Here is a 13,536-nt window from a genome sequence, read left to right as displayed (position 1 = left end):
GTCCCGCCTGAACGAAGAAGAGGCGGCTCCCGGATCTTCCGGGGGCCGCCTCTCTCTGTTTCCATCCCTCCGTAAACCTTGGCCCTAGCCACCGCGCCCGTCCGGCGCCGCGGGCTAGCGTCCTCGGCGTGTCTCGACTACGGGTACGGCGGGCCGGGGTCCTCGCGTCGACGGTCCTGCTGCTGGCGGGAAGCGCCTCCTACGCGGAGGCCGGGCCCCTGCCGCCGGCGACCACGCAGGCCACGATCGAGGGGCTCCCGCGTGACTCCGCGCCCTTCGCCGTGACCACGGGCACGCTCATGCACCCGGACGCTCCCGTCCGGGTGCATACCGGCCCAGACGGGCCGGCCGTGGCCGTACTGCCGGACACCCAGCTCGGCAACCCGACCTGGGTCCCCGTGGTGGCCGAGTCGCCCGGGTGGATCCGCGTCCTGCTGCCGTCCAGGCCCAACCGGTCCACCGGATGGGTACGCAGGAGCGAGACGGGCCTGCGGTTCTCCCGCACCACCCACCTGATCACCGTGGACAGGAGCGAGCGGCGGCTCACCCTGCACAGGGACGGCAGGGTCGTGCGGCGCTGGCGGGTGGCCGTCGGCGCGCCGGGGACCCGCACCCCGGTCGGGCGCACGTTCGTCCTGGCCTCGCTGGACGCGAGAGGCCGGCTGGTCCTGCCGACGGGGACGCATTCCGAGAGCCTGGACACCTACGGCGGCGGCCCAGGCACGGTCGCGCTGCACGGATGGCCCAGGCGCTCGGCGTTCGGCAGGGCGGTCAGTCACGGATGCGTGCGGGTGCCGTCCTCGGCGCTGCGCGCACTGGCGAAGGTGCCGCTCGGCACCCTCGTGCTCATCACGTACTAGTTTCTGGGGGAAATGCAATGCGGATGAAGACTCTGATGGTGACCGCCATGACGACGGGCATGGCGTTGGGCATCTGGACTCCGGCGAGCGCGGCGAACGACCCGGCCAGCGCGTTCGGCCTGGCGGCCAGCGGGCCGGTGGCGATCCCGGCGCTGCCGTCCGTCACCTCGGCTGACGGCGGCACCTCGCGGCTGAACCTCGTGACCCACTCGACGGAGAAGCTGGTCAAGGCCAGCGTGCTCAAGGTGGTGGCCAAGGAGGGGCGGGCCAGGTCGAGCGCGGCCGGTGTGGACGCGCTCGACTCGGCGATCACCGCGGACGCGGTCGCCGCCCGCTGCTCGCGCGGCGCGGGCTCCACCAAGGTGGCCGGGATGACCGTCGGCGGCACCGCGATCGACCTGACCCCGGCTGCCAACACGACCGTCCCGCTGCGGGTGGCCGGGCTGGGCACGGCGTCGGTGACGCTCAACAAGCAGGTACGGCACGCGGACGGCAGCCTGACGGTCACCGGGCTGGCTCTGGCGATCCCGCTCGGCGGCGGCAGGAGCGAGTCGATCAACCTGGCCTCCGTGACCTGTGGCGGCCGTCAGGCGCCGCGCGCCCGCACGGAGACGACGACGGTCACCGAGGCCGTCGCGCCGAAGGACTCCATCCTGGACAAGGTGGCCGACCTGCCCAAGGCGGAGATCCCGGTCCCCGCGAACGTCAAGCTGCCCGTCGCGGGCTGACCGGGGCGTTCCTCTGAGAACCCCTCACCCGTGTTAAGAGGTGAGGGGTTTGACCCAGCGGCCCCACTGGGGCTGCCTGGCGTAGCCGGCCGCGTCCCACGCGTGGTGGGCCAGGGTGTTGTCGTCGAGCACCATGGCGTCGGCGCGGAAGGCGCCGAACGTGGCGAAGCGGGCTTCGGCGGCCGCGATGAGGCGGCCGCCGATCCCCTTGCGCCGGTGCCCGGGATGGACGGCCAGGCGGTAGAGGTGCGCGCGCCACCCGTCCCACCCGGCGATGAGCGTGCCGACGACCTCGCCGTCGAGCTCGGCGACCAGGAGGGCCTCCGGGTCGCGGTCGAGCAGGGCGAGCACCTTGTCGGGGGAGTCGTGGCGGTCGGTGCCCTCGGCGGCCTCGACCCAGAACTTCATGATCGCCGGGATCTCGTCCGCGGCGGCGAAACGGATCTTCATGCCTGGCCCAGCTGCGCGGGCAGCGGCTTCTCGTGCAACACGGTAAGCGAGGTTACCGCTCGGGTCAGGACGACGTAGAGCCTGGCCAGGCCGCGCGGCTCCGCCTCGACGATGTCCGCGGGCTCCACGACGATCACGTGGTCGTACTCCAGACCCTTGGCCAGCGTCGCCGGGATGACCAGCACGCGGTGCTCCTCGGTGGAGTCAGGCCCGAGTACGGCGTGGCCGACGCCGTCGAGCGCCGAGGACACCGTACTCACCAGCGCGTCGGGAACGATCACGCCGATCGACCCCTCGCGGCTCAGCGCGTCCCGCACGGCGTCGGCCACCTGGCCGCCCTGCCGTACCGACAGAGAGCCCAGGCCGGGGCGGAGGGACTGCGGCGGCGCGAGGCCGGGCGCGACGGACGGAAGCAGCTGGGCCGCGTAGTCGAGCACCTCGCGCGGCACGCGGAAGCCGAGCGTCAGCTCGGTGACCTCGCCCGCGTCCTGTCCCAGATGCTTGAGCACCGACTCCCACGACGTGGTCGACCACGGCGTGGTGCCCTGGGCGAGGTCGCCGAGGACGGTGGCCGAGCCGGTACGGCAACGCCGTCCCAGAGCGCGCAGCTGCATCTCCGACAGGTCCTGCGCCTCGTCCACCACGAGGTGGCCCATCGAGGGCGTGCGCTCGATCAGGTCGTCGAGCTCGTCGAGCAGCGCCGCGTCGGCAGCCGACCACTTGGCGGACTTCCACCCCCGGTAGGGCTTCTTCCAGAGCAGCATCTCCTGCTCCTCGGCCGACAGGTCCGACTTGGCCGCCTTGGCGAGGAACTCGGCGTCGGACAGCAGCCGGAACAGCACCTGCTGTGCGGTCAGCTTCGGCCACACCGACTCGACGAGGTCCTTGACCGGCTTGGAGCGGGCCACGGCGTCCTGCACCCGGTCGTCGGGGGAGTCGCCGCGCTGCTCCATGCGGACCAGCACCTGGTGCGCCAGCCGCTGCGCCAGCGCGGCCCGCCCGGGGCCGTAGCGGGTCGTGCCGCGCAGCGAGGCGACGATCTCGCGCACCTCGTAGTCGGCGACGCGGAAGCGGTGCACGCCCCTGGTGTACATCAGCCCCTCTTCGGGCTTCACGATGTGCTGCCACAGCGCCCGCTCCAGGACTGCGGCCATCCTGGCGTCGCCCTTCACGGCGGCCACGGCCGGGTCCTCGGGCGCGTCGAAGGCGCCGAGCAGGTCGGCCACGGTCGTCTGGTCGACCTTGACCTCGCCCAGCGCGGGCAGCACGGAGGAGATGTAGGAGAGGAACGCGCGGTTCGGCCCGACGATCATCACACCGGCGCGGGCGAGCCGCTCGCGGTGGGTGAACAGCAGGTAGGCGGCGCGGTGCAGGCCGACGGCCGTCTTGCCGGTGCCGGGGGCGCCCTGGACGCAGACGGTCTGGGTGAGGGCGGCGCGGACGATCTCGTCCTGGTCCGGCTGGATGGTGGCCACGATGTCGCGCATCGGGCCGGTGCGCGGCCGCTCGATCTCCTCGGTCAGGATCTTCGAGGGACCGAGGTCGGCGCCCTGGTCGAGCGGCTCGTCCTCGAAGGCGGTCAGCTTGCCGCCGTGGTAGCCGAACCTGCGGCGCAGCGCGACGCCCATCGGGTCGGACGGGCTGGCCTGGTAGAAGGCGCGGGAGACCGGGGCGCGCCAGTCGATGACGAGCGGCTTGCTGCCGCCGTCGTGCACGTGGCGGCGGCCGACGTAGATGGTGGTCGGGAGGTCGTCGTCGGCGTCGCGCTCGAGGCGGCCGAAGAAGAGCGGGGTGTCGGGGTGGTCGGCGAGGGCAGCCACCCGCTGGTCGAGCAGCGACTGGAGGATCTGCTGGGAGACCCAGTCGCCCGCCGCGTCCGAGGAGAGGGACTGGGCGTGCTCGCGCATGGCTTGCAGGGCGGCTCTGGACTGGGCCAGGTGGGCCTGTTCCGCGGCGAGGACGTCGATGGGTATGTCGGGGGCGAGCTGGTGTCCGGGCATGCGAAATCCCTCGATCTAAGGCAGCGAAGCCGACCAGCTTAGCCGCGACCTGGGAAGGCTTCCAAAACATTTATCGGGGGTAGAGGGGGACTGTGCGGCTGAGCATCTCCCCGGTCATCCCCACTGTCGCGAGCTTCCTTCTTGCCGCGTTGTGGGGGTTGTCGGTGTTCGCCGGGTGGGGGCTGGAGGCGTTCTGCGCGGACGGGGAGCTTCGGGGCGCTTGCGAGGATCGCTTGGGGGCTGTTTCTACGTTTTCGGGGTTGTTTGCGGTTTTGGCTGCGTGTTGTACGGCTGCCGCCTGGGTTGTTCCGGCTGCGCGACGGGATGCGGTGGCGTTCAATCGGTTCATGGGGGTTGGGGTCGCGTCATGGATCGTCGCTGAGGGCGTCTTGTTCGTGGGCGGGTTGCTTGTGGGGTGAACCCATACAAAATCCCGAAATATCCGGGCATGTCCGGTGGATTTGACGGATCATTGGGGTATGTCGCTGCACGTGGTGCATGCGCTGGTGAGGGGGGTGGTTTGATGACGACGGCCCGCGGAACCTCGTGGACCTGACACGCGTGATCTCTTTCCGCGCGTGATGAGCCTGGCCGTACGCATACGGCCAGGCTCTCTTGTTACGGACCCACCCCAGCGGGAGGGCGCGCCTCCGCGAGGGAGCCACCCTCCATAGGGGGCGCGCCTCCCCGAGGGGGCCACCCCGCCTCAAGGGGCGCGCCTCCCAGAGGAGCGCGCCTCCCAAAGGGAGTCACCCTCTAAAGGGCGCGCGCCTCCCGAAAGGCGGCACCCCGCGCGAGTGGTCACCCTCACAGGCGTCTCACCCCGCGGGGGTCATGCCCCTCCAGGGGTCATATCTGTCCATGAGGTCGCACCCGCTGGAGACGCCCGCAGGGAATGACCCTCTTGCGGTGGGTGGGTCAGACGCCGCCGAGGACGTCGTCGGCGTCGATGATCTGGTACGCGTACCCTTGCTCCGCCAGGAACCGCTGCCGGTGCGCCGCGAACTCCTGGTCCACCGTGTCCCTGCTCACCACCGTGTAGAACCGCGCCCCGCCGCCGTCAGCCTTGGGACGCAACACGCGGCCCAGCCGCTGCGCCTCCTCCTGACGCGACCCGAACGTCCCCGACACCTGGATGGCCACCGCCGCCTCAGGCAGGTCGATCGAGAAGTTCGCCACCTTGGACACCACGAGCACCTGGATCTCCTTGTCGCGGAACGCCTGATACAGCCGCTCCCGCTCCTTGATCCGCGTCTCGCCCTTGATGATCGGCGCGTTGAGATGCTCGCCCAGCTCGTCGAGCTGGTCGATGTACTGCCCGATCACCAGCACCTGCTCCCCGAGATGCTTGCGCACCAGCGCCTCCGTCACCGTCGTCTTCGACGGCGTGGTGGATGCGAACCGGTACCGCTCGTCGGACTCGGCCATCGCGTACGCGAGCCGTTCCTCGTCCGACAGCGTGACCCGCACCTCGACACAGTCGGCAGGCGCGATCCAGCCCTGGTTCTCCATCTCCTTCCAGGGCGCGTCGTAGCGCTTGGGGCCGATGAGGGAGAACACGTCCCCCTCCCGCCCGTCCTCGCGCACCAGCGTCGCCGTCAGGCCCACGCGCCGCCGTGCCTGGAGGTCCGCCGTCATGCGGAAGATGGGTGCGGGCAGCAGGTGGACCTCGTCGTACACGATCAGGCCCCAGTCGCGCGCGTCGAACAGCTCCAGGTGCGCGTAGACGCCCTTCCGCTTGGTCGTCATCACCTGGTAGGTGGCGATGGTGACCGGGCGGATCTCCTTCCTGGTGCCGGAGTACTCGCCGATCTCGTCCTCGGTCAGCGAGGTGCGCTTGAGCAGCTCCTGCTTCCACTGGTGGGCGCTGACCGTGTTGGTGACCAGGATCAGCGTCGTGGCCTCGGCGCGCGCCATCGCGGCCGCGCCGACGATGGTCTTGCCTGCGCCACAGGGGAGCACGACGACGCCCGAGCCGCCGTGCCAGAAGGCGTCGGCCGCCTCCCGCTGGTAGGGGCGCAGCTCCCAGCCGTCCTGCAGCAGCTTGATCGGGTGCTGCTCGCCGTCCACGTAACCGGCGAGGTCCTCGGCCGGCCAGCCCAGCTTGAGCAGCGCCTGCTTGATGTTGCCCCGGTCGCTCGGGTGCACGACGACGGAGTCCGGGCCGAGCCGCTCGCCGAACATCGGCGCGATCTTCTTGGAGCGCAGCACCTCTTCGAGCACGGCGCGGTCGGTGGAGGTCAGGACGAGCCCGTTGACGGGGTCCTTCTCCAGCCTGAGCCTGCCGTACCTGTCCATGGTCTCGGCGATGTCGACGAGCAGCGCGTGGGGCACCGGGTAGCGGCTGAAGCTGATCAGCGCGTCGATGACCTGCTCGGCGTCGTGCCCGGCCGCGCGGGCGTTCCAGAGCGCGAGCGGGGTGATGCGATAGGTGTGCACATGTTCGGGCGCGCGCTCGAGCTCGGCGAACGGCGCGATGGACTTACGGCACTCGCCTGCGCGCTCGTGGTCGACCTCGAGCAGCAGTGTCTTGTCCGACTGGACGATGAGCGGGCCGTCGTTCAACTGGTTCCCCTTCCACGGCTACCGCCTATCCAACACAACAGCGGCCGGGAACAGTCCCTAATCGTCGAGATAGCCGTTCAGGCCGAGGAACAGGAAAAGGCTGATACCCAGCAAGAAGCCCAGACCGAACAGGGTCCAGCTCCACACCAGCATGCGCTTGGCGGTGTCCGGCTCCGTGCTCACCCGGCCGAGCGCCAGCCCGGCGAGGATCGCGCCCGGGATGGCGAGCAGGTTGCAGCAGCTCATGACCGCCATGAGGTTGAGCACGAGGGCGACGATGGCGTTGGCGCGCGGCCCGTCGGAGCTGGGCTTGGGCGGCGGTGGGTAGCCGTACCCGTAGCCGTAGTTGGGCGGGGGCTGCTGGCCGTACGGAGCACCGTAGGGCTGGTAGGGATAGCCCTCCTGGCCGTACGGGTTGTCCTGGCTGCTCATACCCCACCTTATCGATTTCCGGGCATTTCTACTGATATCACGAATGCGCCGGTGGAGACGTCCTGTCCCCTACAACGGTCTCACTCGGTGAGCCGCTCGCGCAGCGCCTTCCTGTCGAGCTTGAGCACGCTGGTCACCGGGATCGAGTCGACGAAGCGCACCTCGCGCGGGTACTTCACCCGCCCCACCCGGTCCCGCGTCCAGGTGATCAGCTCGTCGGCCGTGGCCGTACCGCCGGGACGGAGCTGGACGAAGGCCACCACCTCCTCGCCGATCCGCGGCTCCGGCCTGCCGACCACGCCGGACATCACCACGTCCGGGTGCTCGTTGAGCGCGTCCTCGACGTCCCTGGGGAAGACGTTGAAGCCGCCCCTGATGATCAGATCCTTCTTCCTGTCGACGATGTAGAGGTAGCCGTCGTCGTCCACGCAGCCGATGTCGCCGCTGCGCAGCTCGCCGTCGACCAGCGCGGTGCCCTCCGGGTCGTGCCCGGCGTCGCCCCAGTAGCCGAGCATCAGCGACTCGCCCGAGATGCAGATCTCGCCGACGTCGCCGACCTCCATCGCCTCGCCGGACGCGTCGCGCACGGTGATCGTGTAGCCGGGCAGCGGGAGGCCGACGCTGCCCACCCGGCGCCTGCCCGGCGGGTTGAACGTGGTGACGGCGCTCGTCTCGGTCATGCCGTACCCCTCGAGGATCTGCACGCCCGGCACGCGGCGCTCGAACTCCTCCAGCACGTCGCGGCCCAGCGGGGCGGCGCCGCAGGTGAGGTACTTGAGGTGGGGGAGCGGTTCGAGCTTCTCGGCGAGGAGCATCTGGAGCATGGCGGGGACGACGGAGCCGAACTGCACCTCCTGCTCGGCTGCCAGCTTCAGGAAGGCCTTGGGCTCGAACCAGCGCATGAGGACGGCCTGCTGGGGTTCTGTGGCGTGCATGCCGCCGATCGTGATGATCAGGCCGTAGGCGTGGGAGAGGGGGACGGGGACGATGGCGCGGGTGAGGCCTGGCTGGGCGGACAGCTCGTAGCCGTCCTTGGCGACCTGCCAGAGGCCCTGGTGGCTGAGCATGACGCCCTTGGCCCTGCCGGTGGTGCCGCCGGTGTACATGAGGGCGGCGAGGTCGCCCGGGTCCCTGGTGATCGGGCCCTTCTCCGCGGCGGTCTCCAGGTGGTCGAACGACTCCTCGCCGACGACGACCACGGTCAGGTCCACGGCGGCGGCGGTGACGGTGGGGAGGAGCTCGGGGGAGGTGACGATGGCCTTGGCGCCGCTGTCGGTGAGGATGTGGCGCAGCTCGTCCGCGCCGACGAGGAACACCACGGGGGTGACGACCGCGCCCGCGGCCCAGAGCGCCTGGTAGATGATCGGCACTTCCGGGCAGGTCGCCATCATCACGACAACCCGATCACCCGGCTCGATCCCCAGCTCGCCGAATCCCCCGCACACCCGCCTGGCCCGCTCGGCGAGCGCGTGGCTGCGATACCAGGTCCCGTCGTAGAACACCGAGTCGTAGTCGCCGAACCGCTCCCAGGACTCTTCGGCCAACAGGCCCAGCGTGTGCTCCATGCTGCCAACCTGATCGGCCATCCCGAGGCCGTCAAGGTCTACAGGGCGGAGACCCCCGTGATGCGGTGGAGGGCGAACCTGTGGACTGCCGCGCGCGTCTCGTCGTAAGCCGTGAGATAGCCGCCTTCCATGCGCGCAGGCTCAAGGATGCGGCTGGTCGCCTGGCCCTGGGAGTCGAGGTAGCCGATCCACACCCGGGCGCCCTGCTTGATCGCGTCCTGCAGCGCGGAGATCGTGGCCGTCGTGGGTCCGCGCGGCACCTGACCGTCCGGCGCGTCGACCGGGTCCCTGCGGGCCAGGTGCGCCGCGTCCCCCGCTCTCATGGCCCGTACGGCTGCCGCGGCCACCTCGGGGTCGAGCCCGTGGTTGGACGAGACCGCCCGCGCCGTGGGAACCCCCTCGGCCCGCCGCGTCTCCAACTGGCTGATGATCACATCCCCGTCCAGCGACTCCGCCACCGGCGCGTACCCCATCGCCCGCAGCGAGTCCACCAGCGACGCCCGCGACGACCGCGACGCGATCACCGTCGGCGCCAGCCGGCGCAGGCGGAGCTGCGTGGCCCGGCGGTCGGCGACGATCTGGTCGAGCAGCGCCGGGTCGTCGCACCTGATGTAGGCGCTGGCCGTACCGACCCTGATCCGCCCATGACGGCGGGCCACGTCCGACACCAGGTAGGCCAGCGGCTGCGGCACCGGCGTCGCCGAGTGCCGCTCCAGCATCGACAGCAGCTCGTCGGCACCGTAACCGGCGTCGAGCGCCCCGCGGATCGAGCTCTCGCTGAACCGGTAGACGGTCGCCCCGCCCTTCGACTCGATGTCGGCGGTGAGCGTCAGCCACCTGTTGAGCTCGCTGGTCAGCGGGCCGGGCGCGACCGCGGTGAGGTCGGCCTGGAGGAGCACGTGGTCGACCGGCTCAGGCAGCAGCGGCGCGAGGACCGCAGCCGCGTCCTCACCGGAAAGGAGCGCGCGCCCGTGCCCGGACAGCGCCCCGAGCCCGGTGAAGCCGATCTGCTCCGCCTCGCGCAGCGTGAACTCGGTCAGCTGGTCGCGCAGCGGCCCCTTCCTGCGCGGCTGCTCCCAGGCGAGCCGTTCCAGCACGGAGTCGCGCGAGGGCGCCAGCCCCTTGGCCGAGGCCAGGACGTCCAGCACCGCCGTGCGGACTCCTGGGGCCGCCGAGCGGCGCAGGTCGGTGTGCAGGACGTTCAGCAGCCTGTCGCGGTCGTCGCGCTCGCCGACGATGCCGGGCACCCGGTCGGTGCGCAGCCAGGTCATGGCCAGCACCACCCAGCGGCCGGCCGTCGGCTTGACGCGCCACAGGTCGTAGGCGGGCGTCGGCAGCCACTCGCCGTCCACGCTGCCGCCGGCCGCTACGAGCCCGGCCGCGTGGGCGATCTCGATGACCAGCGCGGTCACCCACTCGGGCAGGTCGAGCTGCCCGGCGACCCGCTTGAGGTCGCGTACGCCGAGGCCGCCGGTACGCAGCACGCCTGGCGGTTCGAGGCTCCAGCGCTCGCACAGCTCCTCGACCGAGCGCACGAACGAGAACGCCTGACCGGCCGCCGTGCGGTCGGCCATCTTGACGTCGCGGGCGGCGCCGTCCAGGGGCGGTGGCGTCGCGGTCAGGTCGCGGTGCACCCGCCCGTCGCGCAGGTAGAGGCCGACCTCGCGGGGCAGCGTCACGCTCTCCTGGCCGGTGGCGGCAAGGAGGCCGCGGGCCAGCAGCTGCTCGATCGGGGAGCGGGCGGACTCCCTGCTCACCTCGCGCCTGGCGTTCGGCACGCGGCCCGTGGGCGGCCCCCAGGCGAGCTGGTCGAGCGCCGCCCTAGCCTCGGGCGACACCTCCTCGATCAGCTTGCCAGGATCGTCGAGCGCGGCGGTCAGCCGCTCCTTGCCCGAGCCCTCGGTGCCCGGGGCGATGTCGTCGGCCAGCTCGTCGAGCTGCTCGGGCGGGTGGTGCCTGAACGCGTCGGCGACCGTGGGACCGAGGCCCGCCGGGTCGTCCAGCACCTTGCGTACGCCGGGGGCGAGCTGGAGCGCGTCGTCGGGCCCGAAGACCAGGGCCAGCTCGCGTAGCCGCTCGACGGCCCTGGACAGCGCCGGTTGCGCGTCGCCCTCGGCCAGCGCCCTGTTGACGAGCGTGTGCAGCGCGTCGATCCCGAGCGGCTCCGGCCGTATCGTCGCAGGCTCCTCAACTCCGTATACGGCAAGCGTCTCGACGACGGCGAGCGTGAAGCGGTCGAGGCGGTCGAGCACCCGGCCGACGGCCGACGGGCTGGACGCCCGCGTGGCCAGGCCTTCGAGGTGGGCGGGCACCGGAGTGATCAGCTCGGGACGCGCGGAGACCAGCGCACCCAACTGGCCGTCGGTGCGTTCCCTGATCCACTCGGTGAAAGTCATTACTGCAATGGTATGTCGCACCTGGATTTCTCTTGGTTGGCGCGACTTTTCCCAGGGAATCGGGCAGCATGGCCCCGTGATCGAGCGCGCCGACCAGCTCATCCTCAACTACGTCAGCAAGGCCGCTGACGCGGCTCACGGCGTGCTCCGCCAGGATCAGCGGCTCGACTTCGTCAAGCGGCTACGGGCCAGGATCGAGCTGGAGCGGCACGGGCTGGAGAGCGCCAAGGACGTCGCCAAGGTGCTGGCCAGGTTCGGCGACCCGGTGGCGCTGGTGGAGCGCGAGGCCAACCGGCTGCGCGAGCCTGCCCAGAAGGAGGAGGCTCCGCGGGTGCGCGACCTTCCCCCGGAGGACTCGACCCGGGTGCTCCCGCCCGGCGTCGCCCAGGGCATGCGGGAGGCGCAGCAGCGGCTCACCAGGCAGCCGGGGCGCGGCATGCCGTTCGCCGGGCTGCGCAGCGCGGCCATGGCGTCGGCCAACCCGATGAGCACCGGCGGCAGGGACGCGGCGACGATCGTCAAGGAGCATCCGCGCGACGTGGCCGCCCTGGCGATCCTCGTCGCGGCCGGGCTACTGGTGCCGTTCAACCTGCCGGCCATCGCGATCTTCCGGATCCCGGTGATCGTCTGGGCGCTCGGCGCCCTGCTCGTCATGGTCGGCGACAGCTGGCCGCTGCGCGAGCGGATCATCGGGGTGGGCGCGCCGATCTTCGGCTACGTGATCGGCGGGATCCTCGTCGGCGGCCTGCGGGTGGGCGACCGGCCGGGGCTGGCGCCGTTCTTCGAGGAGTTCTGGAACGTCAGCGGCATCATGTTCATGATCGGCGCCGCGCTCGGGGTGGTCTGGCTGGCCTACAGGCTGCTCGACGTGAGCTGATCGCTCGGCAGCAGGCCCAGCGCCAGCCGTACCCAGGCAGCCACGAACTGGTCCTTCTCCGCGTGGCCCGGCGACTCGCCCACGGTCTCCTGGAAGAGGCGGTAGTGCACCACGGCCCCGCCGAGCACCGCGCCGATGCCCGCCCAGTCGATCTTGGTGTCACGGTACTCGGGCTGGGCGGTGAACCAGGTGGTGATCGCGTCGAACATCGGCTGCAGCAGGCCCTCGCGCACCACGGCGACCAGCTCGGGGAACTGGCTCAGGTCACGGAAGAACACCCGGGTCAGCTCGCTCTCCTCGCGCACCTTGGCCAGCCCGGCGCGGCACAGCCGCGACAGCCGTACCTCCAGGTCGGCCGAGCTCTCCATGGAGCCCAGCTCGGCCAGGCTCTCGGCGACCTGCGTGCGGGTGCGCGCCGCGTGCTCGTGGATCGCCGCTGCGAGCACCTCGTACTTGGACTTGAAGTGCCTGTAGAGGCCGCCCGCGCCGGGGGAGAGCCCGGAGGCGGCCTCGATCTCGGCCACGGACGTGGCGGAGTAGCCCCGCTCGGCGAACAGCCGCAGGGCCTCGTCGATGATCCGCTCGCGCGTGGACCTATTCATGACTCCCCAGGATACGGCGGATCAGGTTGGCCAGCACTGACCCGACGATCAGCCAGACGACGGCCGCGAGACCGTAGTTGACCAGCGCTTCCCAGCGGTCGTCCGCCAGTTGGAAGAGCGTCGAAAGACCCAGCGAGAGCGAGCCGGCCAGCGACTCGACGAACTGGTACCAGATGTTGGCTGGATTGGCGCGGAAGACCGTGAAGACCGCGTAGAGCACGAGGACGAGCGCTGCCAGGCGGGTGGCGACCCTGACGGCCCAGACGAGCACGGTGGTCGCCCGGTGCAAAGCGGTCTCCGCCCGGGTTTCGACGCGTCTCGCGGGTCGGTGGGGACGAGCTACCAGCTTGTCGCCCGGTTCGGGGGTCTGCGACATCGCCACTCCTGCCGTAAGTACTTCCTTTCTGCCCACTCCAACGGTAGTGGCATCCTTCTTCCTGTGGGGAAATCAGTGGGCTTTGACCTGGACATGACGTTGGCCGACACGCGCTCCGGCATCGCGGCCGTCTACGACGCGCTGGCCGTACGGATCGGGGTGGAGATCGACAGCGCGGCGATCATCACCAGGCTCGGGCCGCCGCTCGAGCTGGAGCTGGCCAACTGGCTGCCCGAGGAGGAGATTCCCGCGGCGGTGACCGTCTTCAGGGAGTTCTATCCCGAGGTCGGCGTGCCGATGCACACGGCGATGGCGGGAGCGTACGAGGCGATCAAGGCGGTGCGCGAGGCGGGCGGCGAGGTCATCGTCGTCACCGGCAAGAACGAGCGGGACGCCAAGGCCACGGTGGAGCTGCTCGGCTTCGAGGTCGACGAGGTGGTGGGCGCGGTCTTCGGAGCCGACAAGGGCTCGGCTCTCGCGCGGTTCGGCGCCGCAGCCTATGTTGGAGATCATCTCGGCGACATCGCCGCGGCGCGCGCGGCGGGGGCCGTCAGCGTGGGGGTCGCGACGGGTCCCTACACGGTGGGAGAGCTACGTGAACACGGAGCGGACGTGGCATTGACCGACCTGACGGAGTTCGCTACCTGGTTCCGTAATTGGTAGCGATTTACTTGCTCGCTCTTGG

General features: G+C 70.8%; 12 protein-coding genes. 4 read left to right on the top strand and 8 right to left on the bottom strand.

Annotated elements, in window-relative coordinates:
* The first annotated feature begins 128 nt into the window (after positions 1 to 128).
* Together ACIBG8_RS50060 and ACIBG8_RS50055 are read left to right on the top strand one after the other, a co-directional pair.
* Entirely contained in the window at positions 129 to 860 is a 732-nt protein-coding gene (locus ACIBG8_RS50060; RefSeq protein ID WP_397350420.1) for a L,D-transpeptidase, read from the top strand.
* A gap of 23 nt (positions 861 to 883) precedes the next feature.
* On the top strand, positions 884 to 1,588 hold the full coding sequence (locus ACIBG8_RS50055) for a choice-of-anchor P family protein (protein WP_397350419.1): 705 nt from the start codon (positions 884 to 886) through the stop codon (positions 1,586 to 1,588).
* A 33-nt stretch (positions 1,589 to 1,621) separates the two neighbouring features.
* Here ACIBG8_RS50055 and ACIBG8_RS50050 read toward each other — a convergent pair whose 3' ends face one another.
* The 6 genes from ACIBG8_RS50050 to ACIBG8_RS50025 all read right to left on the bottom strand — a co-directional run bounded on the left by ACIBG8_RS50050 (position 1,622) and on the right by ACIBG8_RS50025 (position 10,996).
* Positions 1,622 to 2,038, bottom strand: coding sequence for a GNAT family N-acetyltransferase (locus ACIBG8_RS50050; RefSeq protein WP_397350417.1), 417 nt, complete (start codon positions 2,036 to 2,038; stop codon positions 1,622 to 1,624).
* Positions 2,035 to 4,038 carry a HelD family protein gene (locus tag ACIBG8_RS50045; protein WP_397350416.1) on the bottom strand — a complete coding sequence of 668 codons (2,004 nt, stop codon included), beginning with the start codon at positions 4,036 to 4,038 and terminating at the stop codon, positions 2,035 to 2,037. Before ACIBG8_RS50045 ends, ACIBG8_RS50050 begins: the two co-directional genes overlap by 4 nt.
* A 918-nt stretch (positions 4,039 to 4,956) precedes the next feature.
* Positions 4,957 to 6,603, bottom strand: a complete 1,647-nt coding sequence (locus tag ACIBG8_RS50040) for a DNA repair helicase XPB (RefSeq protein ID WP_397350415.1) — start codon at positions 6,601 to 6,603, stop codon at positions 4,957 to 4,959.
* Between the two features lie 57 nt (positions 6,604 to 6,660).
* Positions 6,661 to 7,035, bottom strand: a complete 375-nt coding sequence (locus ACIBG8_RS50035) for a hypothetical protein (RefSeq protein ID WP_397350414.1) — start codon at positions 7,033 to 7,035, stop codon at positions 6,661 to 6,663.
* An 80-nt stretch (positions 7,036 to 7,115) separates the two neighbouring features.
* Positions 7,116 to 8,600: an AMP-binding protein gene (locus tag ACIBG8_RS50030; protein WP_397350413.1), complete on the bottom strand. Its 1,485-nt coding sequence runs from the start codon at positions 8,598 to 8,600 to the stop codon at positions 7,116 to 7,118.
* A gap of 38 nt (positions 8,601 to 8,638) precedes the next feature.
* Positions 8,639 to 10,996: a helicase-associated domain-containing protein gene (locus ACIBG8_RS50025; RefSeq protein WP_397350412.1), complete on the bottom strand. Its 2,358-nt coding sequence runs from the start codon at positions 10,994 to 10,996 to the stop codon at positions 8,639 to 8,641.
* Positions 10,997 to 11,072: 76 nt separating this feature from the next.
* On the opposite strand from ACIBG8_RS50025, the gene ACIBG8_RS50020 reads away from it, so the two are divergent.
* Positions 11,073 to 11,873, top strand: a complete 801-nt coding sequence (locus ACIBG8_RS50020) for a hypothetical protein (RefSeq protein WP_397350411.1) — start codon at positions 11,073 to 11,075, stop codon at positions 11,871 to 11,873.
* Here the strand turns inward: ACIBG8_RS50020 and ACIBG8_RS50015 are convergent.
* Positions 11,849 to 12,475, bottom strand: a complete 627-nt coding sequence (locus ACIBG8_RS50015; RefSeq protein ID WP_397350410.1) for a TetR/AcrR family transcriptional regulator — start codon at positions 12,473 to 12,475, stop codon at positions 11,849 to 11,851. The two genes, ACIBG8_RS50020 and ACIBG8_RS50015, sit on opposite strands and share 25 nt — an antisense overlap.
* On the bottom strand, positions 12,468 to 12,764 hold the full coding sequence (locus tag ACIBG8_RS50010; protein WP_397350409.1) for a hypothetical protein: 297 nt from the start codon (positions 12,762 to 12,764) through the stop codon (positions 12,468 to 12,470). The genes ACIBG8_RS50015 and ACIBG8_RS50010 overlap by 8 nt, the downstream gene beginning before the upstream one ends.
* 150 nt (positions 12,765 to 12,914) lie before the next feature.
* On the opposite strand from ACIBG8_RS50010, the gene ACIBG8_RS50005 reads away from it, so the two are divergent.
* The gene (locus ACIBG8_RS50005) at positions 12,915 to 13,514 is read left to right on the top strand and encodes an HAD family hydrolase (RefSeq protein ID WP_397350408.1); all 600 of its coding nucleotides are present in this window, start codon (positions 12,915 to 12,917) and stop codon (positions 13,512 to 13,514) included.
* The last annotated feature ends 22 nt before the right edge of the window (positions 13,515 to 13,536 follow it).

The sequence above is a fragment of the Nonomuraea sp. NPDC050556 genome (assembly GCF_044457355.1).
In the GTDB taxonomy this organism is placed as follows: Bacteria; Actinomycetota; Actinomycetes; order Streptosporangiales; family Streptosporangiaceae; genus Nonomuraea.
The sequence above is the reverse complement of the archived record's forward strand: the minus strand, read 5'-3'. Positions and strand labels throughout refer to the sequence as shown.